General features: G+C 37.5%; 24 protein-coding genes. 2 read left to right on the forward strand and 22 right to left on the reverse strand.

Features of this window, described 5'->3' with window-relative positions; translation table 11 throughout:
- Nucleotides 1–381 precede the first annotated feature (381 nt).
- Entirely contained in the window at nt 382–2,172 is a 1,791-nt protein-coding gene (locus tag FFS26_RS18685; protein WP_137905779.1) for an endonuclease, read from the forward strand.
- 204 nt (nt 2,173–2,376) lie between these two features.
- On the opposite strand, the gene FFS26_RS18690 is transcribed toward FFS26_RS18685, so the two are convergent.
- The 16 genes from FFS26_RS18690 to namA form a co-directional block, all read right to left on the reverse strand.
- The gene (locus tag FFS26_RS18690) at nt 2,377–3,096 is read right to left on the reverse strand and encodes a hypothetical protein (protein ID WP_137905780.1); all 720 of its coding nucleotides are present in this window, start codon (nt 3,094–3,096) and stop codon (nt 2,377–2,379) included.
- Nucleotides 3,097–3,220: 124 nt separating this feature from the next.
- Complete coding sequence (locus FFS26_RS18695) at nt 3,221–3,994, reverse strand: hypothetical protein (RefSeq protein WP_110011384.1); 774 nt, start codon at nt 3,992–3,994, stop codon at nt 3,221–3,223.
- A 4-nt stretch (nt 3,995–3,998) separates the two neighbouring features.
- Nucleotides 3,999–4,367 carry a hypothetical protein gene (locus FFS26_RS18700; protein WP_110011383.1) on the reverse strand — a complete coding sequence of 123 codons (369 nt, stop codon included), beginning with the start codon at nt 4,365–4,367 and terminating at the stop codon, nt 3,999–4,001.
- A complete protein-coding gene (locus FFS26_RS18705; RefSeq protein WP_110011382.1) occupies nt 4,348–4,908 on the reverse strand; it encodes a LemA family protein in 561 nt (186 codons plus the stop codon). Before FFS26_RS18705 ends, FFS26_RS18700 begins: the two co-directional genes overlap by 20 nt.
- Complete coding sequence (locus FFS26_RS18710) at nt 4,908–5,558, reverse strand: hypothetical protein (RefSeq protein ID WP_137905781.1); 651 nt, start codon at nt 5,556–5,558, stop codon at nt 4,908–4,910. The genes FFS26_RS18705 and FFS26_RS18710 overlap by 1 nt, the downstream gene beginning before the upstream one ends.
- Before the next feature lie 13 nt (nt 5,559–5,571).
- Complete coding sequence (locus tag FFS26_RS18715; RefSeq protein ID WP_137905782.1) at nt 5,572–6,171, reverse strand: hypothetical protein; 600 nt, start codon at nt 6,169–6,171, stop codon at nt 5,572–5,574.
- 5 nt (nt 6,172–6,176) lie between these two features.
- A complete protein-coding gene (locus tag FFS26_RS18720) occupies nt 6,177–9,008 on the reverse strand; it encodes an OmpA family protein (protein WP_137905783.1) in 2,832 nt (943 codons plus the stop codon).
- Between the two features lie 11 nt (nt 9,009–9,019).
- Nucleotides 9,020–9,508: a DUF4280 domain-containing protein gene (locus tag FFS26_RS18725; RefSeq protein ID WP_110011378.1), complete on the reverse strand. Its 489-nt coding sequence runs from the start codon at nt 9,506–9,508 to the stop codon at nt 9,020–9,022.
- A 29-nt stretch (nt 9,509–9,537) separates the two neighbouring features.
- Nucleotides 9,538–10,581, reverse strand: coding sequence for a hypothetical protein (locus FFS26_RS18730; protein WP_137905784.1), 1,044 nt, complete (start codon nt 10,579–10,581; stop codon nt 9,538–9,540).
- 54 nt (nt 10,582–10,635) lie between these two features.
- Complete coding sequence (locus tag FFS26_RS18735) at nt 10,636–12,048, reverse strand: T6SS phospholipase effector Tle1-like catalytic domain-containing protein (RefSeq protein WP_137905785.1); 1,413 nt, start codon at nt 12,046–12,048, stop codon at nt 10,636–10,638.
- A 34-nt stretch (nt 12,049–12,082) separates the two neighbouring features.
- On the reverse strand, nt 12,083–13,057 hold the full coding sequence (locus FFS26_RS18740) for a DUF2931 family protein (RefSeq protein WP_262710327.1): 975 nt from the start codon (nt 13,055–13,057) through the stop codon (nt 12,083–12,085).
- 61 nt (nt 13,058–13,118) lie between these two features.
- Complete coding sequence (locus tag FFS26_RS22615) at nt 13,119–13,289, reverse strand: hypothetical protein (protein WP_171006349.1); 171 nt, start codon at nt 13,287–13,289, stop codon at nt 13,119–13,121.
- A gap of 1 nt (nt 13,290) precedes the next feature.
- Nucleotides 13,291–15,222, reverse strand: coding sequence for a type VI secretion system Vgr family protein (locus FFS26_RS18745; protein ID WP_137905787.1), 1,932 nt, complete (start codon nt 15,220–15,222; stop codon nt 13,291–13,293).
- Nucleotides 15,223–15,369: 147 nt separating this feature from the next.
- Nucleotides 15,370–15,774: a type VI secretion system tube protein TssD gene (gene tssD, locus FFS26_RS18750; protein ID WP_002977458.1), complete on the reverse strand. Its 405-nt coding sequence runs from the start codon at nt 15,772–15,774 to the stop codon at nt 15,370–15,372.
- A gap of 267 nt (nt 15,775–16,041) precedes the next feature.
- Entirely contained in the window at nt 16,042–16,320 is a 279-nt protein-coding gene (locus FFS26_RS18755) for a DUF2752 domain-containing protein (protein ID WP_110011373.1), read from the reverse strand.
- A 29-nt stretch (nt 16,321–16,349) separates the two neighbouring features.
- Complete coding sequence (gene namA / locus FFS26_RS18760) at nt 16,350–17,402, reverse strand: NADPH dehydrogenase NamA (protein WP_110011372.1); 1,053 nt, start codon at nt 17,400–17,402, stop codon at nt 16,350–16,352.
- A 99-nt stretch (nt 17,403–17,501) separates the two neighbouring features.
- Here namA and FFS26_RS18765 point away from each other — a divergent pair, with 99 nt between their 5' ends.
- Nucleotides 17,502–17,984: a cytidine deaminase gene (locus FFS26_RS18765; RefSeq protein WP_110011371.1), complete on the forward strand. Its 483-nt coding sequence runs from the start codon at nt 17,502–17,504 to the stop codon at nt 17,982–17,984.
- Between the two features lie 276 nt (nt 17,985–18,260).
- Here FFS26_RS18765 and FFS26_RS18770 read toward each other — a convergent pair whose 3' ends face one another.
- The 6 genes from FFS26_RS18770 to FFS26_RS18795 all read right to left on the reverse strand — a co-directional run bounded on the left by FFS26_RS18770 (nt 18,261) and on the right by FFS26_RS18795 (nt 21,823).
- On the reverse strand, nt 18,261–18,569 hold the full coding sequence (locus FFS26_RS18770; RefSeq protein ID WP_110011370.1) for a barstar family protein: 309 nt from the start codon (nt 18,567–18,569) through the stop codon (nt 18,261–18,263).
- A gap of 184 nt (nt 18,570–18,753) precedes the next feature.
- A complete protein-coding gene (locus tag FFS26_RS18775) occupies nt 18,754–19,257 on the reverse strand; it encodes a ribonuclease domain-containing protein (protein WP_110011369.1) in 504 nt (167 codons plus the stop codon).
- Between the two features lie 52 nt (nt 19,258–19,309).
- Entirely contained in the window at nt 19,310–20,101 is a 792-nt protein-coding gene (gene nadE, locus FFS26_RS18780) for an NAD(+) synthase (protein ID WP_110011368.1), read from the reverse strand.
- Nucleotides 20,102–20,113: 12 nt separating this feature from the next.
- Nucleotides 20,114–20,647 (reverse strand): GNAT family N-acetyltransferase, encoded by a 534-nt coding sequence (locus tag FFS26_RS18785; RefSeq protein ID WP_110011367.1) that lies wholly within the window; start codon nt 20,645–20,647, stop codon nt 20,114–20,116.
- Nucleotides 20,644–21,174, reverse strand: a complete 531-nt coding sequence (locus FFS26_RS18790) for a GNAT family N-acetyltransferase (RefSeq protein ID WP_110011366.1) — start codon at nt 21,172–21,174, stop codon at nt 20,644–20,646. Before FFS26_RS18790 ends, FFS26_RS18785 begins: the two co-directional genes overlap by 4 nt.
- 10 nt (nt 21,175–21,184) lie before the next feature.
- Nucleotides 21,185–21,823, reverse strand: a complete 639-nt coding sequence (locus FFS26_RS18795; protein WP_110011365.1) for a leucine-rich repeat domain-containing protein — start codon at nt 21,821–21,823, stop codon at nt 21,185–21,187.
- Nucleotides 21,824–21,835 lie beyond the last annotated feature (12 nt).

The raw sequence follows: 21,835 nt of genomic DNA on the forward strand, positions 1-21,835 counted from the left end.
ATTTTGAAGAAAGTAGGGTAAAAATCAAAGACGTTCACCCTACGCAAGCTAACTCAAGGTCGCTTTTATAAATATAAATGTATAAAAAATATTTGGAAGTTAACACAGAATCTGAAGCCAATTGACGTTTCACCTTTTTTAAACGGACTAAAGTCCGTTCCTATTGAATTTACAATACTGAGGATAGATTATAGAAAAATCATAATTCAAGATATAAAAAACTGAATCACATACGAAACCTCATCGTTCATCATCATTCATCATCCACCATTTATCACTCATTATGCATTACATACAGTGTGTTTAAAATTAACAATTTTGTAATTTTTTATTCACAAAAATTGTGGTATTCTTGCTGAAACTTTGTATTAAATATTAATTATGAAAAAAATCATTTTATTTTCTGTATTTGCGGGACTTGCCCACGCCCAGGCTCCTGCAGGATACTACAATTCTGCCAACGGACTGAGTGGTGCAGCACTGAAAACTGAATTAAGCAGCATTATCACCAACGGACATATTGATAAAGGATACAGTGGACTTTGGACAGGTTATAAAACTACTGATATTGACAAAGATTATGAAAATGACGGAACTATCCTTGATATTTATTCTGAAAAGCCTGCAGGGGCTGACCCGTATAACTATACTCCCGGAACCGATCAGTGCGGTACCTATTCCAGTGAAGGAAACTGTTATAACAGAGAGCACATTGTTCCTCAAAGTTTTTTTAATCAGGCCTCTCCAATGGTGTCGGATATTCACTTTATCAGAGCTACAGACGGAAAGGTAAACGGAATGAGAAGTAATTATCCTTTCGGAAAGGTAGGAAGTGCTTCTTTTACTTCACAGAACGGATCCAAGCTGGGAACATCTGCTTCTTCAGGATATTCAGGAACGGTATTTGAGCCTATTGACGAGTTTAAAGGAGATGTGGCCCGTATGATTTTCTATTTTGTAACCCGTTATCAAAGCAAGCTTTCTTCTTTTTCGTCAGGAAATATGTTAGGAAGTTCTGCGTTCCCGGGATTACAGACATGGGAACTTAATGTCCTTTTGGCATGGCACAATCAGGATCCGGTTTCCCAGGCTGAGATCAAAAGAAATAATGCTTCCTATACTTTTCAGGGGAACAGAAACCCTTTTATCGACAATCCAAATTATGTTAACCTTATCTGGGGTTCCCAGCAGCCTTCAGGTGATACACAGGCGCCTACTACAGCAACAGGTCTGAATGTTTCAGGAACAACTTCCAGCAGTATTTCTCTTGCATGGAATGCTTCTACCGATAATGTAGGAGTAACAGGATATAATGTTTACATGAACGGAATTCTGCAAACTACGACAAGTTCAACTTCAGCAACCATTTCAGGGCTTACGCCTTCTACAACTTATAGTTTTTACGTGGTAGCAAAAGATGCAGCTGGAAATTCTTCATCGAACAGTTCAACAGTTTCCGGTACTACTACTTCTGGCGGGACTACTCCAGGAACCAGCTGTGCCAATGAAAATTTTGAAACCATTCCTGCAGCCAACTCTACTTATACAACCAGAACATGGAGCAATGGCGGCATTTCCTGGACCGCAACGGATGCAAGAACAGACCAGACTATTAATAATAAAGCAATTACGGTAAGAAACGGTTCTTTAACTTCCGGCAGTTCTGCAAACGGTATTGGTTCTTTAACAGTAACTACACAGCTTAAATTCTCAGGAACCAATGGTACTTTTGATGTAAAAGTAAATGGAACAACCGTAGGAACTATTCCTTACAGTACTTCATCTACAACCACGACTATCAATAATATCAATATTTCCGGAAATGTAGTGGTAAGCCTGGTTAATACTTCATCAAGTAACAGAGTGGCTATTGATGATCTTTCATGGACTTGTTATTCAGGATCAACAGCAAGAATGGCTCAAAATACAGCAGCAGAAACTACATCCAACAGCTTTAAGATCTCTCCTAACCCTGTTACCAATCAGGAGATTTTTGTAAAAGGAGATCTTCAGAAAGTAAAAAAAGCCGAGATTTATAACCTTCAGGGGAAAACTCTTCAGACAATTGACCAGCCTTTCAGAAATGGAAATTCTATTAAAACCAGAAATCTTGGTCAGGGAGTTTATATTTTGAAACTGGATCAGGTGACGATGCAGTTTATAGTGAAATAGTTCAAATAGTAATTTGATATAAAAAATGCCGGTCTTTTTAGACTGGCATTTATTTTTTTAAACTCTCGCAGATTTTGTTGATTGAGCAGAGATTTTAACGCAGAGATTTTATTTTTCTAATGTTTTATTTTAGAGGGCAGAGAGGAATCAGCAAGCTGATTTGACTAAGCGAATGTTCTAAATTCTCTGTTTATTTTATCTTAATTAATTCGCAGAAATTTTATCCAGGTCCGGATATCCTGACCCTTTTAAAAGGTCTTTCCATTCTTTATTTCTGAACACGAAGAGGTTGCAGCGGTATTCGTCCGGTCTGTTATCTATTTTGGTTTCGCAGTAATAATAGAGCATATCTTTACTTCTCCAGATCGCGACTTCCTGTCTGAGTTTGTTATGTGTCCGAATGATCTCATTATCTTTAACTTCTGATTCAAAACCTTCCCGAATGGTATCAAAGCTAGGTTTCTGAAGTGTTTTGTTTAAGTTTTCCAGAAGTGCTGTTTTTTCCTCCTCTGTATAAATATCAAGCTGATACATTCCCAGTTCGTCTTCTTTTTCATTGGCAAGCGGGCCAATTTCCTGATCTACTTTTCCGAAATGTAAAATTACTTTGTTTGTATTTTTATTATTTTTTCCTTCCAGATCAATTCCATTGAAGTGCAATAATTCTTTTGAAGCAAAAGCCAGCTTTTCATTTCCGATCAGGGTAACTTCACTGGTACGGACAGCTTCTTTTGCTGTTGCTCCGGCAGATTTTAAAATATCGTTGATATTTTGTCCTGCTTTCAGTTTAGCAAGATTGAAAGGTTCGGTCTGGGTACTTCCCTGTGTTTCAACCAAAGACTCAGTATCTTTATTTTTCTGATGGCCGCATGAAGTAACTGCCAGACAGAGCATTGGTATTACTATATATTTCAATCTTTTCATAATGTTAGTGTTAGTAAGCGGTTATCAATAATAGAACAGAAAAAAAATGATTCAAGTATCCGGAAAACGTTTTTTATTCATTTTTTAACTTCAAATTCCTATTGTTTGCATGAATATAAAACGCTTATATTATTTCAAATTCTTCTTTTCCTTCAGGTATATAAAATGAAATATCAAGCATCAGTTCTTCTTCTGTTTCAGGATTTTCCAGATATAAAGCAGACTCCCCGTTTACTTTTTTTAAAAAGGCAACTCTATTCTCCGCACATACAAACATAACGGCATCTTTAGAAACAGGTTGTATTTTAAATCCGGACTTGAAATCTTTTACAAGATCAGTAAAGCGTTCTTCCGATTCTGCTTTTGACAGATACATAGAAGCAGCCATATTTTCTTCTCTTCTGGAAATTGATTTCTTATAATCTTCAAATTTATTTTCTCTTATTAATCTTGATATATGATCATAAGCCTGCTCCAGTTTTTTTCTGCTGTCTTTAATATCCTGCAGGTTTCTCCCGTTCTGCCATGCCGAAAGCTGATAAGGAACTTCTGCTTTAAAGGAGCCAACATATTTGATAACCTGTTTCTTTTTGTCTTCAATAGCCTCTGAATGATAGTCTCCAAACTGTTTATCAAAAACAAAATCATTAGCCACATCAAAAAGTTTGACATTAAATTTCAGTTCTGATTTAGGATGCAGCTGAACATCGCCAATATTAGGTAAAATGGTTGCTGATATCGTCTGAACACCACTTTTCAATATGGCAAAATTGATAGGAATATTGGTGGCAACCTGTCCCTCAACATTCATATGAATCACAGGATAATCATTAATCCTTATTTCAAACAAACAGGCTGATGCACTGAAGTCGATCATATAATAAGGTTGTTGTATCATAATTTTAGTTTTTAATGATTTTAGACCAGTCTGTAAACATTTTACTGATGGTATTGGTATTGATGATGCTAAAACAAAACATTCCAAGGAAAATAGAGCTCCAGCACCACGCAAGTTTAACTCCGTTTTTATCTGTTATAAAAAAAAGAATGAGCATGGTAACCGTTCCAAAAAAGAAGGTGAAAAGCAAGGTATACAGTATTGCCTGAATGATATACATATTGAATTTCAGTTTCCTGAACACCCATCCTATGATACTCACCATCATAATCAGTCCTATAGGAAGAAGCATCGCCCCAAACAAAACAATTTCGGGTTTTTCCATCAATATATTTTCATATCCGAAAAATGTATTAAAACTGAACTCCTTCATAATGTTTTTCCTGATTTGAAACGTCTAATAGGGTTTTGTCTTTATAGCCCAGCATTTTTGCCAATATAACATTGGGAAACTCATGAATTCCTATATTATAGAGGTTTACACTGTCATTGAAAAATTCTCTTCTGTCTGCTATTTTATCTTCCATTCCGGAAACTCTTTTCTGTAGTTCCAGGAAGTTATTGTTTGACAGCAGGCCGGGATAGTTTTCTGAAACAGCAAAAAATGATGAAAGTGCTTTTGATGTCTCATTGGCAAGCTCTGTTTTTCTGTCGGAATCATTGGTGTTATTATAGGAAGTTCTTAGGTCTGTCAGTTTGGTAAGCAGGTCTTTTTCATGTGCCATAAACTGTTTGGCTACATTGACAAGGTTTGGAATTTCGTCTGCTCTTTGCTTCAGAATAACATCTATATTCCCATACGCTTTTTCCACATTGAATTTCAGCATGACAAGCTTGTTATACAAACTGATGAAAAAAGCCACGATGGCCACGATAAGAAAAACGGCGATAACAATTGCTACAAGTTGATTCATTATTGTGATAAGATTAAAATCATTACGATAAGTATAACAATACAGGTGACAATAAATGACCTCAACAGGGGCTGGTATTTATTCCAGACTGAAATTCCTGCAACAGTAGTAATTCCTAAAATCTTATGCCCTGTATCTTTTCTGATGAAAGCTTCCCCGTTTCTTGAATCGGCAGCTCCCACCAGAAGCATTTCCTGGCCGGATTTAAGCAATGTTTCCTTGTATCTTTTCTGTCCGTTATAACTTACATTGGTTTCTTCGATGAATATCAATTCTATGCCTTCGGGATGTATTTCAATGGTTCCTGAATCGTCCTGCATCAGAAAGAGATTGCACTGGGTTTCTCTATGAATTGTTTTATAAGAATTTTTCCCTTCTTTATCTCTGGTCACATCTTCAATTGTATAATAATATCCTATGCATTCTTCTTTCGCGACGGGTGAAATCAAAGGTTCTTTCATAATAAGTTTTCCCTGAATTTCTACCAGCCCCATGGCCACAGATTTTATTTTGGATGTGGGTAATGATGCCTGAATTCTTAAAAATCTTTTTCTAGAATTAGGAAGTAGTAAAATAACTGCAATGACAGAAAGTATAACTAACGGTAAATACGTAATTACTTTTTCTGCATAATAATCATAATTATCCATCAATAAGAATCTGCTATGAAGTATACGTTTTTAGCAGGTGTGATGCTGCTGTTTCCTGCCCGTCTGCCGTCTTCACCTGATTGTCTACAATATAGAGAACAGAGGAAGTATTGGGTTTATTATTGGTGTATTCATAATATTGTACCAATACCATTGTTTTACCTTTCAAATCCCAGGCATAGGCTGCATTCCCCAATATTTTACCTTCACTGTTCTTTGCAGGAACTCCTGCAAGAACTTTAGGATTTTTGTATTGTGATTTGAGATAGGCTAAAAGATCGTTACCTGCAGCAGTATCTTCCAGTTCTATTTTCACGCCTTTAGTAAGCCTTTCTGTAGTATTGTTAATGAGTAATCCTACGGTGGAGTTTTTTACATTATTTTCTTTGTGTTCGGGAAACGATATATTTCCGAATTTATATCTGGAAACATCTTTGGTATAAGCTACAGGCAATGTAGTTACAATTTCCCTCGCTTCTGTCTGATATTTGGTATCTTTCAGAACTTCTTTATATCCTTTGGAAAAATCTATTTTTTCCAGATCTGTTTTTTGTTGTGACTGGCATGATACAAACATGATAAAACACAAAATTATTAAAACTATCTTTTTCATATGATCTAATTTCTTATTAACGGAATATCGGCACTGAATCCGAAAAGTTCTTCAAGACTTTTGATGACATCAAATTTAGGTACAATTTCGTTAAATTTACCTTCTGCGATAATACCATCGTCTTCTGAACTTCCTTTTAGTTCTGCCGGTTTTTTACTGCCACCTCTAGGTATTTTCTTTTTTGCAGACATTCCTACTTTTCCTTTAATCACATACTCAGCGTTGAGTCCATCAAATCCTAATTCCGGGCGGTAATTTAATCCTTTATCATCAAATTTCACACCATGCCCGAATGTAATGGAAGCTGATCCCTTTCCGCTCATTTCAAAATATCCTTCTACTTTCACAATGACAAGATTGGCTTCTGCTTTTGCCCAAACCCCTGCTTTTAATTCAATTTTAAGGGTATTTTTAGCTTCTATTTTTCCTTGCTTATCACTTTTTTCACTTACGGTATTGAATGAAAAACCAATTGATGTTTTGATTTCACTTGAAATAACAAGATCAATGTAAACATCTGAACTCAGTTTAGCTCCGAAATCATCATTCCCAAACTCAACTCCTGTATTCATCTGGTCTTTGATCACTCCATACAACCTTACAGCACCTGGTGCCGCGGTTCCACCACTCACGGCTCCTGCCACCAGTCCTACAGCTGTACAAAGGAGGTCTATTGTAACTTCTAATCCTATCAGGGGTTCTGCATTAAAAGATATATCAACCTTTGTTCCTAATCTTTCTATTTCGGTATTTTTCTGTTTGGCTCTTTCCAAACACCATTCACCTTTCAGATTAATATTGGGAGGCTTGATTGCGAAAGTTACCGGAAGACCTTTAAAACCTATATTTCTAACCTGTCCTTTAGTTTTGTTGGTAATACCGTCAGACATTGCTCCCATTGATCCGAAAAGATCATAAAGCTTTTTGAATTTTGTCTCGTATTCTCCTTTAACTTCCTTACTTTTCTGAAAACTGCCGCTTCTGTTCTTTTCCCATTCACTTTTCAGGCTGAATCCGAAGGAAGCATCCTTTTGTTTCCATCTTCTTTCAGCACCTATTTTACCGGCTTTAGCCTGTAGGTCTTTATGTTTTGCCGCTGGCTGGTTCTGCCATTTCACACTCAGTTCATTGGTAAGATTAACAAAGAAAGTGAGTGTCCATTTAATGTCCGGGTAAGCTTTGATTAATACGGTTGTTCTCTTTTCATTGCTAAAATACCTGCAGGAATGTGCGTGAAGATGGAACTGATTGGGGGTGGTCCACATCGGCCAGATATATTGTATAGGAAAAGCATTGAATTGTGATAGATCTGAGTATACTCCATAATTAAATGATGGTGTGGTAAATGTCTTTACAGTATCTCCTTTATCTATTGCCTGACCTACATCTACCATCAGGACCTGTTTTTTATGTTTCCCTTTGCTGTCTCTGAAGCATTCATTGGTTTGAAAACCGGTAACATCAATCGTTATATCTTTCTTCATGGATACACTAGGTGCTGTCACTTCATAGTTAACCGTTTGTGCATCATGGGCATTGAATACAAATGAGATGTCTACTCTACGGTTATTTTCGTAGTCTTTCTCATTTTTATACTTTATATTATCTCTTCCTTTTTTATCGTCAGTAGGATCTACTTCTCCTTTTCCCACAGAGATGATTCTTCTTGGATCTAATCCACCGTCTGCAAAGAATTTTTTCACAACATCCGCTCTTCTCTGGGAAAGACCTTTATTGTAATTCTGTTTTCCGATTACACAAGCGTAGCCACTCAGATTCATGGTGGCATCTTTATGTTCTAAAAGGAATTTGAGTACATTATTCAGGATGGCGACTCCATCTTTATCAATTTCTGTAGAATCGAATTTATAAAAGATGGTTCTTTTAATATGTTCCTGAAGCGCCGGTGACTGTATTTGCTTTATACCATTACCATTATCAAAAACTTTAACGGTTATATTATTAGCCTTTCCGTCTTTTATTTCACTTTCTGTGATTTTGATCACTTCAAACTTACAAGGTTCCAGCCTGACGGAATTTACATCCGGCTTATACACTTTAGTTGGTGTCTGGTTCTGGGCTCCGTTGGTATTGGTAGTAACTACTTTATTTTTTACATTCAGATAGATGGCATGAAGGTCATCTCCAAGCTTGTCTTTAATGTACTTTTTGGATGCAACATCTTTTACTTTAACATAGAACTCCTCTACATTCTGGATATTGTCTACAAAGGCCATCCAGGCAAAGGTGTTTTCTATTTTCAGATTCACTTCACCGTCTATTACCTGTACATTGTTATAGGTATGTACTAGTTTATCTGCTTTTGCGGACTGCTGATTCCACAATTCAATGCTGACTGTATTTCCATTGAGTCCTTCTGTCACGAGGTTCAGATGAACAATATGTCCATAGGAAATATAATCAACTTTTTTATTGTTTTTAATGCTTTTGCTGTTCTTCTGGGTAGACCATTTGCTGCTCACAATTTTGGGTTCACACCAGCCTTTTACATATAGCCCTGTATTACCTTTAGGGTCTCTTACTCCTGAAAGACTGGCTTCAATATAAAACTGATAGCTTCCGCAGTACTGCTTACCAATTAAAAATTTATATCCGGTAGCAGAGGTTATCTGATTGATGATAATTTTTTTGCTGCTGTTCTGCCTCATCCAGGTAAGAGGTTTCTTTTTGTCGGCATCTGTGGTGCCCGGCAGCCATTCATCCACACCAAACTGCACCCACTGATCCGGTTTTATGGTAATCCTTTGCCCTAATACAGACATTTTGGGGTAATACAATCCGCTTACAACTTTTATTTTTTTTACGCCTTTTGCCATTTTCTTATCATTTAGATTGCACCATCCTGCCCTCCTCCTGAAGGCTGGTCGTTATACATTTCTTCGGAATCTACCAGCGGATTGATCTGCTGCTGAACATCTTTGTCGGCATTTTTAAAGTTCTGCTGGCTGGCTTCTGCTCTTTGCCCGTGGTCTATAATCTCGATGCATGGCGTTCCGGCAACAGCACACACGGCTTTGCTGTCTTCCACAATGATATATCCGCCATTGCTGAGCTGTACTTTATCATAAAAATTCTGCCATTCTGTAACCATAATTTTGCATGGTGGAGGCGGACCTCCCATTTTGGTACAGTTTCCGAATGTGTTTTTTTCAAATGTGGCTGCTCCTATTTCTTTCGTAGTAACGATCAGTTTTTTGGAAGCGCTTTTATCATTGGCATATTCTTTTTGGTGTGTAAGTACTTTCAGCTTGTCCGGAACCTGTCCGAACTGGCATTTGCATAGGGCGCCCTGTACTACAATATGTTTTTCTGCCATATTAATTTTATCTTTAGTGAAATGGTAATTTAGTTTTCATCAATTCCTGAAACTGATACTGAAATCTTTTTCTCTTCCTGCAGCATGATACTGCATTCGAGGTAAAGAGATTCCGGAAGTGAAGTTTCTCCTTTCAGATAGCCTATGAGTCTGAAAGTTCCTTCTTCATTCATCACAGGATGATCTTCTATAATCAATGAAAAAGGTGATTTTCTTATAAAATCATCAATATTTCTTTCTTCATATAACTTTCCATATCCTTCTATGGTAATCAGACCTGTTTCTCCTTTCACCGGATCTGTTTCCAGTGTGAGTTTATATGCAGGTTCAATGGCATTATCTGTTACCGGAAAGGTTTCTGTCATCTCAGTTCTATATTCATTTCCGAAACGCTGATATATTCCAAAAAATAAAGAGCGGATGAAATAATCATTTTTAATATACATATTGATGGCTTCGGGCTGGCTGATCACTTTTTCAATCTTTCCGCAGTATTCGTCTACCGTTTCGCCTTCAAATTCTTTATAGAGTTCTTCTTTTACAGCGGCCCATCTTTTGGAAAAGACCTCTGCATTTTCTACGGTTTCAAACTTTCCATGTTCATCTGCACTGATCTGTAAAGGATATAAAACCCCGGAGGTTCTGTAAGCCAGCAGATCTGCAATTTCATTTACTTCTTCTTCGTTGAGATAGAGTTTTGATGTTCTGTCTATCTCAAAAAAATGATGTCCTTTTTCTGTTTTCAGCCAGCGAACTGATGTTTCATATTTTAATTCGTTTTTCGATTCTCCTTTTTCAATGGTAATAACGACACTGTATCTTCGCACTTTGTTTTCAGGCTGAAGAGTAAGGCTGTTTCCTTTTCCGAATTTAACCAGACTCTTTTGATCAGCAACCGCTGTTCTCGGAACAAAAAGCTCTTTCTGCCCGTTGAGATTGATCAGAATCATATCTTTCACAGCACAGTGGTTATTATGGAAAAGTTTTAATGCATCTTTATCCAGCCCGTACAGCGAGGCTATACTTTTTAAAGTTTCATCTTTCTGAACGGTATGTATATTATATTTCTGCATAAATGTTCCTGCTTCAATTTCTTTCTTTGGATGGCATTTTTTTTAAATTTAATTCTAATGGATAACTCTTGTTCTGTTCGGTCTCGGATCCATACCTATTTTTTCTCTTCTTGCTGACCAGTGAAGGTAATGAAGACGAAGGAATCTCAAATCGTTCTGTTCTTTTACTTCTTTCTGATAAGCATCCTGACGGTCTTCCGGGACTTCGTTTCCACCATAAGCATCACGCAGCGCTTTAAAATGTTTGAAGGCATAAGGTTTGCCATTTCCCATCACATAAGTTCTGAGACGGTCTTTTATTCCTATTAAAAACTGATCATTCAAAATGGAATATTTATCATCAGTCATTTTTTTCAAGGTGATAGGAAGATTTTTTTCAATGCCGTATTCAGCCATAAAATGTAGAGGAATATAGCTGTAAGTTTTCAGCAGATAACGGGAACCTCTCAATGATAAATAGAACCCGGGGGTAATGGTAAGCATATCGTTTTCGTACCAACCTTCTGATACGAGTTCTGCTTTTAATGCTTCTAATTTGGAACTGGTTGTCCAGGATGTTTCCACTTCTTCCCACGTTTCCTGTCCGTTTTCATAGGCACCACCCACGTCGCAGTGTACACCCGGAAAAGTTTTTTCAGTTCCGATATGTACCCTTGTCAGGTCAAAGTTTTCTCTGTGTTCATCGGCTGCGATAAAGTGAACTACAGTCTGGGCTTTTCCAATTTCATTCAGGCTTAATTCTTCTACATCATTGCTGAAATTGGGAACTGGTGACAGATATTTTGAATAGGAAGAAACGGTATCGTAAATCCCCAGAAACCTTACTTTTAAAACATCTACCTTTAATCCTGCTTCTTCGAGCTTAAGGCCAAGGTGCCCCCATTTCGGAAGTTCTTCTGCGTCTACACTTTTCCCGTCATCATCTGAATAGGTAGTCACTGAAACAGCTTCATTTGCGACGGTGCGTGAACTGGCTTTATATTTTGCTTTTCCAATTTCATATACAAAATTCCGTGCGGCAGCAGCTCCACGGCTGAATCCGAATACATCGAAAGTAAGAACAGCAATTTTATCGGCTTTCTTTTCTGCTTTAATGGTTTTCACCTTTTTTACAATTTCTTCGCAGCCTTTTCTCACTTTTGATCTGATCCCGGTTTCTCCGGTTCCGAAAGCATATCCCAGCGTAGCATCTCCTTCTTTATCCAGTGTACCGATACCTTCTATATAAATTCCGAAGTTTTTATCATAGTTATCCCACATGCGGGCTACATTACTCCAGTCATTATTATAACTGGTATTGTCTTTAGCTCCACCACCATGTTTTTTGTGGGCATCTGTTCCCTTTTTTCTTTCCTCTGTATTGGTTTTATTATTCAGGGTTCCGTCAAAAAAAATCCCAATGGTAATATCCAGTACTTCCTCTTTGGATACAGATGGTGTATAACTTCCAAATTGATTGTTGTGCATCGTTCTTGTTTTTAAATTGACTGAGTGAATATTATCATTCTATCTTTCGGGACACCCTTATTTTTGCTTTGGTAACTGCCAGCTTTTCTTTTTCAGATTCTAAAGAGACCAGGACCTTTGTATTGTCTTCGTTTACTTTAATGGTCAGATCAATATTTTTGTCTTTTCCTGATTTCTGAAACAGATCAAATATCTCTTTATCATCAAAAGCGTCTATCCATACTGCATACCTGTTGTTGTTTTTGTCTTTCCAGTAAAAACCGCAGAATCGTGGTATAGCCCTGCTTTTGTACGTATTCACTTTTAAGCTCTGGTCAAAAAGATTTTCCTGCTCGCCGTTGTAACTGGTAAAACCAAAATCTATCCAGGTGGCTCCTTCAGGGAGAATCACGGAAGGTTTCCAGCTGTATTTTTCCCGGTATACGTTATAAATATCTGCTGGCGGATAACCTTCTTTTTCAATTTTCTCACGAATTTCCGGCTTGAATGTCTTATAAGACGGATCTTTCAACATTCTTTCTGCAAAGCCTTCATTCAACATATACTGAGCATTATCGTATGCTTTTTCTTTGGTGATAATGGTATCATGAGCCTGAAAAGCACCTACTTCTTTCTGGTTTCCCGGACCTTTCATCCAAAGCACAACTCTTCCCTGTGGAGCTAATCCTACCACAAAGGAATTGTAAGTGGCTTTCTTTTTTGTGTCCTGATCTACAAACCCCTCATCCAAAAGTTTTTTGATCTTTTCTTTATCCAGGTCCCATTTTCCGGTGTAGAATTTATTTTCTACCAAAGAGTACCATGTAAATTCCAGTTTATGGGGCGCACTCATACTTTCGGTATTGACGTTCATGGTACCGCCTTCTTTACCCCAGCCTGTATTCTGTGTTCCCCAGATGGCATCAAAACTGTAAGTAAAACCATCTGCAACAATAGCTCCTTCATAGACTTCCATCGGGTACTCCTCCGGGGCAGAAACGGTTCCCAGCCAACTGTATTTTTCTTCCATTTTTTTATTCTGACAATTCGTTAATGAAAAACACCATATAAAAAGAATCAGCAGTTTATATTTACTTATGGCCATGGGACATAATCTTCTTGTTACTTGCTAAAACCAGGTTATCTCTATAGGCTTCCACATTGATTTTCTTTGCTATTTTCTCAACCTTTTTTCCTACACTCAGATGGTAAGAATCTTTAACTGTTATGCGCAGGTTAGTTGCTGTTTTGATGATTGCCATATCAGAAGAGTTTTGATTTTTCAGCACTGTTGAATTCTACAATCTTTCCGCTCTGCATGGTCATATTTTCCAGTTGACTGAACATGGAAATTTCCCCTGCAATTTCATTGGAGGTTTCAGATTGTCTTTTGAATTCTTTTTCAATCATTTCCGTTCTGGTGTCGGAAGTTTCCGTAATATCTCCCGAAGCCGTAAGTTTCATATCTTTTCCTGCGATGGAAACAATATTATCGTTTGCGGTACTGGTAATACTTGCTCCTGCGCCTATAGAAATTTCTTTTCCTGCGGTGATATTGATATTATCACCCGCATTCAACGTAAAGTTTTTAGGGGCTTTCATACTGATATTTCCCTGTCCGTCCATAAAATAGGTATTACCACTCGGATCAAGAATGGTTACACTTCCTTCTTCGTCATTCATCAGAATCCTGATTCCACTTCTGGTTTGAATAGACTTAAGATGATTGTTAACGCCACCTCCTAACGCTACGCCTCCATGGAACATTCCCCCCATTACAAAAGGTCTGTCCGGATGGCTGTGCACAAAATTAACCATCACCTGATCTCCCACTTCCGGAATTGCTACGTATCCACGGTTTTGGGTAATCTGATCTGTTCCTCCGGCATCAGGGCTCATCATACGGATAAAATGAGTGGTGTCGTTGGTCTGCCAGTCAAATCTTACCTGTATCCTTCCCTGTCCTTCGGGATCCGTATTGGAAATTACGGTGGCAGTTTGTGGCTCAGCTTTCGGAATGGTGTATTCCGGCTTTGGAAGAAACCCTGTATCTGCTGCTATTCCTACGAAGCTTCCTTTATAATGACCGATGGTGTCAATTTCATGTTCTGATTCTGTAATCATGATTCTAGTGAAATATGAAGTTTCATTAGAATCCTGTTTACGCATCTGGACGTCTGCTACACACCCCGGGTGAAGGAAAGGAACCGTTGTATTTCCTGAAACAGAAAAAACATTTACTGCCTCACTTCCTGAAGCGCTTTTCTGCGAATATTCCACATCCAGATGTGTAGTGGCTTTAATGGGAGCAATCTGCAGAGCCGGAGTCTTATAAATAGTGTCGTTATGACTGTATGCTGTTTTTGCAAGATCACTTACGTGTTTGATGGGTGTAGACCCTGAAGTCAGCCTTTCATTTTTATTACTGTTATAACCGTAAAATTGTGGTTTGGTGTGTACCGCTTTCAGCTCAACCTTTATTTCGTTGGCGCTGCTTCCGTACGTAAGGGTAATAGGTTTATTCTGAGCCGGAAGTTTTCCGAAATGTAAAACTTCACCGTCATAGTAAAATTGCTCACCATAGGCTTCAGCCATTCTTGCCAGATAGTTATAATGGGTTTCATCATACTGGCTGCTATAGATGATCTGAGAAAAATTATTGGCATCTACCCTGATATCAAAACGGCTTTTATCAATCCCCTGTTTGATCACTTCTTCTGCAATAATTCCGATATTAACCGGCTGGCCTCCTCCAAAGCTCTGGATATGCGGTGCCCCGTCAAGAAGGATGGTCGGACTGTATCCTGTGAGTACAATATTTCCCAGACTCATATGCTCCTGACTGAATCCTACTCCGGTAATCACTCCCACAAAAGTTCGTTCCGGACTGTTATCTATATCTTTATAGGAAATAACCGCCGTAAGTCTTTTTCCGAGAAATTTATTAGCTTCCTCCAGTGAGTGGGTCTGTCTGTCTCCCAGAGTATCGTGTGCCAGTGTCAGTGTAAATTCGTGATGTCGTCTGGTACTTTGTTTAAGCCTGAAATGCTTGTAGTACTTGATAATTTTCCCTTCTATGACAAGAGAAAGCTTTACCAGACGGTTGATACCTGTGTGATGGTTTTCGGAAATACCATCTGCATTCTGCGTCGGACGAAAAGACGCCGCTTGTGAGTTTCCAGGTGTATTTGACATATTTTTAGTGATTTGATTTGTTTTTTAAACGATTATCCAACAGAAAGAGAGTTTAAAAATTAAAAACAAAAATCCTGCAGAATATAGTCCTAGGTAAAAAAAGACCGTCTTGTAAGGACAGTCTTTTATTTCTGGCTCATGAAAGACTTAGCTCATCGGCCAAAGTCCGTCATAAGATGAATTTCCATATGTGATGCTTTCAGCACTTACTACAAAGCTGATCAGCATATTATTGCTATCAATGGCATCAAAGTCTACTTCATGCTGGATAACATATCCGTTTTCCCATTTCAGAGAGATCAATGTTCCTTCTTCGTGAGATTTATTAAAGTTGATTTCTCCGCTAGTCGGTTTGTATTTACTGTTTAATAAACTTTCTAAAACATCAGATTTTTCTGTTGCTTCAATTGTTACTTTGATCAATGCGTTTGACGGGTCAGAGGCTACACGTCCTGAAACATCTGTAGATCTTGACACACTATAGTTAAGCTTTAACAACTTCTGACCTTCACCTCCATTGAATTTTAAGATTCCTCTTGAATTTCCTGCCATATTCTTAAATTTTAATCATTAACGAGATCCCTGCTATAGGATTTATATAACAAAGATAAAGTTCATGTTCTAATTTAAAAAGTTTTTAAGGCACTGTTTCATAAATTGTAGTAGTTCTACGACATTTTAAAATTCTACACAACAAAACAATACAGGAATTTTAATCTAATAAATTATATTTTTTATTAAAATTTTTCTATATAACACCGAAGAAGATCAAAACACAAAATCAACTAATAATCAAACAGTTACCGTTGATTCTAATAGTTAACAATGTTTGTACATATACCCGATTACCATAATAATCAGGTTAACGACCACCATAATCATTAAAATTTTACTGTATTTTCTTTTTCTATCGATAAAACTTACCCCAAGGATCAAAAAGAATAATAATAAAGTGTATACAGCCGGATACATTTGAAACGCTTCCGAAAACTTCCCTTCAAATACCAACAGGATCGCTCTCTGAGCGCCACATCCCAGACATTCTACCCCAAGGAATTTTTTACTGGGGCAGGTAAGCATGAAATCATCAATATTCATTTCTGTGGTTTTACAGATTATTGGGGTAACTAAGAAGAGATTTTGGCTCTGGTATACTGATGCGGGAAAAAGCAGTCTTCTTTCATTTCAAAAGATCCCTGAACAGCAATATAAGGATTTCTAAGAATCTCCCGTGCTATGAAAATAAGATCAGCATCCCCTTTCTGAAGGATTTCTTCGGCTTGTTCTACCCTGGTAATCAATCCTACCGCACCTGTCTTTACTTCAGCCTCATTTCTCACCTGCGAAGAAAAAGGAACCTGATAACCATCGAAAACCGGGATTTTCGCTCCATGAATATTTCCACCGCTGGATACATCTACTAGGTCTACGGAATGCTCTTTTAAAATTTTTGCCAGCGCTACACTACTCTGAATATCCCAGCCATTCTCAGCATATTCCGTTCCTGAAATTCTTACAAAAAGGGCAGTATTTTCGTCCAGTTCTTCATTAACAGCATCTACAATTTCGATCAGAAATCTGATTCTGTTTTCAAAACTGCCTCCATATTCATCCGTTCGGATATTGGAAAGCGGCGACAGAAACTGATGGATCAAATATCCGTGAGCTCCATGAATTTCGATGATATCAAATCCTGCTTTTACAGCTCTTCGGGCTGCTTTTTTAAAATTATGAACAATGTCCTTTACCTCATCTGTACTCAGTACATGCGGAATTCTTTCCGTAGGGTGATAAGGAATAGGACTTGGTGCCACCGTTTCCCAACCTTCTTCCACAGGAATCTGTATATTATTCCATGTTGATCCTTTTCTTCCGGCATGGGCCAGTTGAATTCCTATTTTACTTTCTGAATTTTTGTGTACAAATTCTACGATTCTTTGCAGTTTCACTGCCTGTTCATCATTCCAGATTCCCATGCAGTGATTGGTAATTCTTCCTTTGGGTTCTACTCCTGTAGCTTCTACCATCAAAAGACCGGTACCGCCCTGCGATCTGCTTCCGTAGTGTACAAAATGGAAGTCGTTAGCCTCTCCGTTTTCACATGAATACATACACATGGGTGACATTACCCATCTGTTTTTCAACTCTATATTTCTGAATTTTATCGGTGTGTATAACATTTTTAAACATTAAAAAATTGAACTTTTCAGGGGAAGAATAAATATTGCCCACTTCATTAAAAAGAACTAATTTTACCCCCCTTTTTTAGTTGACAATATATGAAAAAAGACATACAGATCGGTTACGAATATTTTAAAAATAGCAGTGAGCTGAGCGATATAGAAAAACAATTATTTGAGAGAGCCAAAGAGGCTCGTGAGAATGCATATGCACCTTATTCTCAATTTTTGGTAGGATGTTCCGTATTACTGGAAAACGGAGAAATCTATTCCGGGAACAATCAGGAGAATGCAGCCTATCCGTCAGGATTGTGCGCAGAAAGAACGACAGTTTTTTGGGTAGCTGCCAACTTTCCGGATGTGAAAATAAAAAAGATCTTCGTTGTGGGCGGACCTAAAGAATTTCATGAGAAAAACCCTCCAATTCCTCCGTGTGGAGCATGCCGCCAGAGTTTAATTGAGTATGAAACCAAACAGAATGAAAACATCGATCTTTATTTCTCAAGCATGAATGAGGAGGTTGTAAAAGTACATGCAGTGAAAGATCTGCTTCCTTTTTATTTTGATTCGACGTTTTTGTAACTAAAGCGAGATAGCAAATTGAAAAGATGAGATTTTTAACTAAAGTAAACTTGATATTTTAAACACCGTCCAAGTTTGAAGCTTTTACAGGCTGTGAAGCAAAAAGTTAACATCGGCTAGTCCTGAACAAACGTTACAGTGAAATAAAATAAGAAACCTAACAGGTTTTGAAAACCTGTTAGGTTTGTATGATAAAGAATAAAGATTTCAATACTATAGAATAAGGATCAGCATAAAAAAGGCTGTTTCCTGTATTGGAACAGCCTTTCTTTTTTATTATTCTTCAGATTCTACATCGTCATCTTCGTCTTCATACTGCTCGAGATAATAGGTAAAACTAAAATCATCCACTTCTTCTTCCGCATCCTCCAGCGTCGTCAGAAGATCTTCGAATATCTCCAGCTGATCTACAGTCATGTTGACGAATTCTAAATGGAGCGGCATTTCCAGACTACCGGTGATGGTATCAAAAAGGGCGTCAAGATTATCCCCAAAACGCTCAGGAAGCTCAACTTTCTCCTTTAGCTGGGTGTAAAAATCTTCATAGTCACCTATGTCTGTAAAATCTATATATACTGTCTTCATATTGAATTAAATTTCCAATTTTTATTGATTAAAAAAGTCTTGCATTTTTTGCGGATCTTTTCAGAGCCACTCATACAATATTTTATTTTTCAAAATTACGACTTATCATTATTTAAATACAAATTATGCACTATCCATTGCGAGGAACAAAGTGACGAAGCAATGACCTGATGCTATTTACGCATTATTGTTTTTCAAAACTTTTATAATGGTTTTTGGTAAGGTATACATCGCCATTTTGAGTATAGATGATACGGTCAGCATTTCTTCCACCACAATGATAGTTTACATCTGCTTCAAAGTATCGTTCTCCATCCGGCAAACGTCCTTCTCTGTTTCCGAAATGATCTCCGCCGATAGCTTTTCCGGGAAGTACATCACAAAGATTTCCTTGAGAAGGATTCCAACCTTGTTTCCTTGCTTCTTTTTTAGTGATATAATAATCCGGCAGCTTATGATTTTGCTTTACATAGCTGATTACCGTTTTCTCTTCTGTAAGCTGATCTATAGAAACCTGACCAGATGAACTTCCATCGGAAGAAGTACTTCCGTAACTCACTGTTTCTTTTTTTACAGAATCTGACCGATCTTTCTTATTTTCAATAAAGTTTCTGTAGACATACATTACAGACATTCCGAAAAGGAGTCCCAGACATATAAAAAATACAGATCTTATTTTTCCGTTCATAACTATTATTTACTATATGATGTATTATTCAGCTTACCAATGAATAGTATTGTTATGCTCTCCATTCTTCAGGAATATCGCAAACCGGGATAGGATCCATCTTATGTCTGGCAGCTTTATGCATTCTGTCGAAGATCAGGAACACTTCTTTATCTCTTCCTTCGTAGTCATCAGCCGTTTTCGTTCCATATTCTTTCTGGATTTTTTCCAGTTCCGGATACGTAGCGCCAATCTGCTGCTCATCTGTTCTTTCCGTATCCCAAAGCCCGTCTGTAGGAATAGCCTCCTGAATACTTTTGATAAGATTTAATCCTTTAGCAAGTTCATATACTTCAGTTTTATAAAGATCAGCAATCGGTGAAACATCTACCCCGCCATCTCCATATTTCGTATAAAATCCAATTCCGAAATCTTCTACTTTGTTTCCTGTTCCACAAACAAGAAGCCCGTTCAGCTGTCCGTAATAATAAAGTGTAAGCATTCTGAGACGTGCTCTTGTGTTGGCAAAAGTCAAATTCTCATTTGGGTATACCTCATCATTTACATGGAAGGTTTTATAGATCTCTTCAAAAGCCGGCGTAAGATTGACGGATATTGTTTCTACATTGGGAAATCTGGATTTAAGGTCATTCATATGATCCTGTGCACGATCTACCTGATCGGCTTTCTGGCGGATCGGCATTCCGATCAGTAATGTTTTCATGCCTGTCATTGCTGCTAAAGTAGAAACTACTCCGGAATCTACTCCTCCTGAAACCCCGATTACATATCCGTTTACCTTAGCATTTGTAGCATAATCCTTTAACCAGCTTACAATATGATCTATTACTTTTTGTGTCTGCATTGTTTATATTTTTTAGTCTATTCCAAATTCATGAGGGTATTTTACCACTCCTTTTTTATCTTTTAATCCGTCTTTTACCAATTCTACAGCCATTCCGTTTTCTTCCGGAACATCAAATGGAAAAGAAATTCCAAAATTACTTGTTTTTTTGTAACCAAAGCGCGGATAATATTTTTCGTGCCCGATCAGTATCACCGATTCATATCCCAGTTCTTCCGCAATACGATGTCCCTCAAGAATCAGTTTCGCTCCGATTCCCTGATTCTGGAACTCAGGTTTTACGGAAACGGGTGCCAGTGCAAGGGAATCAAACGATTTTTCTTCATTGACAATTTTAATTTTAGTAAACAGAATATGTCCGGCAATTGTACCCTTTTCATCTTCGGCCACCAATGATAATTCCGGGATGAAAGCTTCTGAACGTCTTAGTTTTTCTACCAGAAACTGTTCCTGATGATCACTGTATTCCATTTCTCTGAAAGCTTCTTCCGTCAGCTGAAAGACCTTTTGATGATCTTCTTTTTCTTCTTTTCGTATTGTTATCATTTTTTACCGTAATTTTCACGCTTTAGTTCGTACCAAAAGCAAATGCCATCAGGTTCTTCAAATTCGCTGTTTTTTTCAAATCCTAATTTTCTTAGAATATGATTGGAAGCATCATGTTCAGAATGGGCATAGGCATAAATGACTTCCGCATTCAGGTCATTAAAACCATAATCCACAGAAGCTATTCCGGATTCCACAGCATATCCTTTTCCCCATGATTCCGGCAGAAAACGATATCCCAGTTCCAGCACATTTTTATAACCATTGGTTTCATGGGTAAGCAGTTTCAAGCCGCTCCATCCTATCAGAAGTCCGCTCTCTTTTTCTACCACTCCAAGCCTTCCTACTCCATTCTCCTCATACTGTTTCTGAATCATGCTGATGACCTTTTTTGATTCATTGATATCCGTCAAAGCCGGTACACCAATGTATTTCATAACTTCAGGATTGGAATCCAGCAAAAATATGCGTTCAAAATCTTCATCTTCGAGTTTTCTTAAAATCAGTCGTTCTGTTTCTATCATCATAATTATTAGTTTATTCTTCAGCTCCAAAAATGGTTACGTTAGTTTTAGCACCCTTCTTTATATCTGTTTCTCTTATCTTATTTCCCATTATATTAAGGGTTTGTAAAGCCGGGTTGCCGGAAATATCAATTTTCTGAAGCTTGTTATGTTCTACATTCAGCTTTCTTAATACTTTAAGCTGAAGCAGATGTATTGTTTTTAATTGATTTAAAGATAATGTTAATTGATCAATTTTCGGAATCTCCATCAGCGAAATACTTTCCAACAAATTATTATCGAGATATAATGAACTTAAATTTTTAAGATTTTCGGCTTTGAATGAAGAAATTTTGCATCCCGTACATGAAAATAATTCAAGCTGAGACAGGTCATTAAGTACAATGCTGGAAATTCTATTATCATCAAGAACAACCATTTTCACGTTTTTAAAAAGTGACAGATCTTCTGCTGAGGTAATTCCTTTCTGAACCAGGAACAGATTGGTAACCCTACCTGCTTCCAGAGATTCAAGTATTCCGTTTTTATTCATATCAAAATTTTCCAGCACTGCATTTTCAAAGTTTTTATCTTTAAATTCAAGGTTTTGCCCGCAGAAAAAAGAAAGCCCGGAAATAAGGCAACCCGCTGTAAATATTTTAATTTTCATCATGAATTGTGTATT

Source organism: Chryseobacterium sp. 2VB, from assembly GCF_005503635.1.
GTDB lineage: Bacteria > Bacteroidota > Bacteroidia > Flavobacteriales > Weeksellaceae > Chryseobacterium > Chryseobacterium cupriresistens.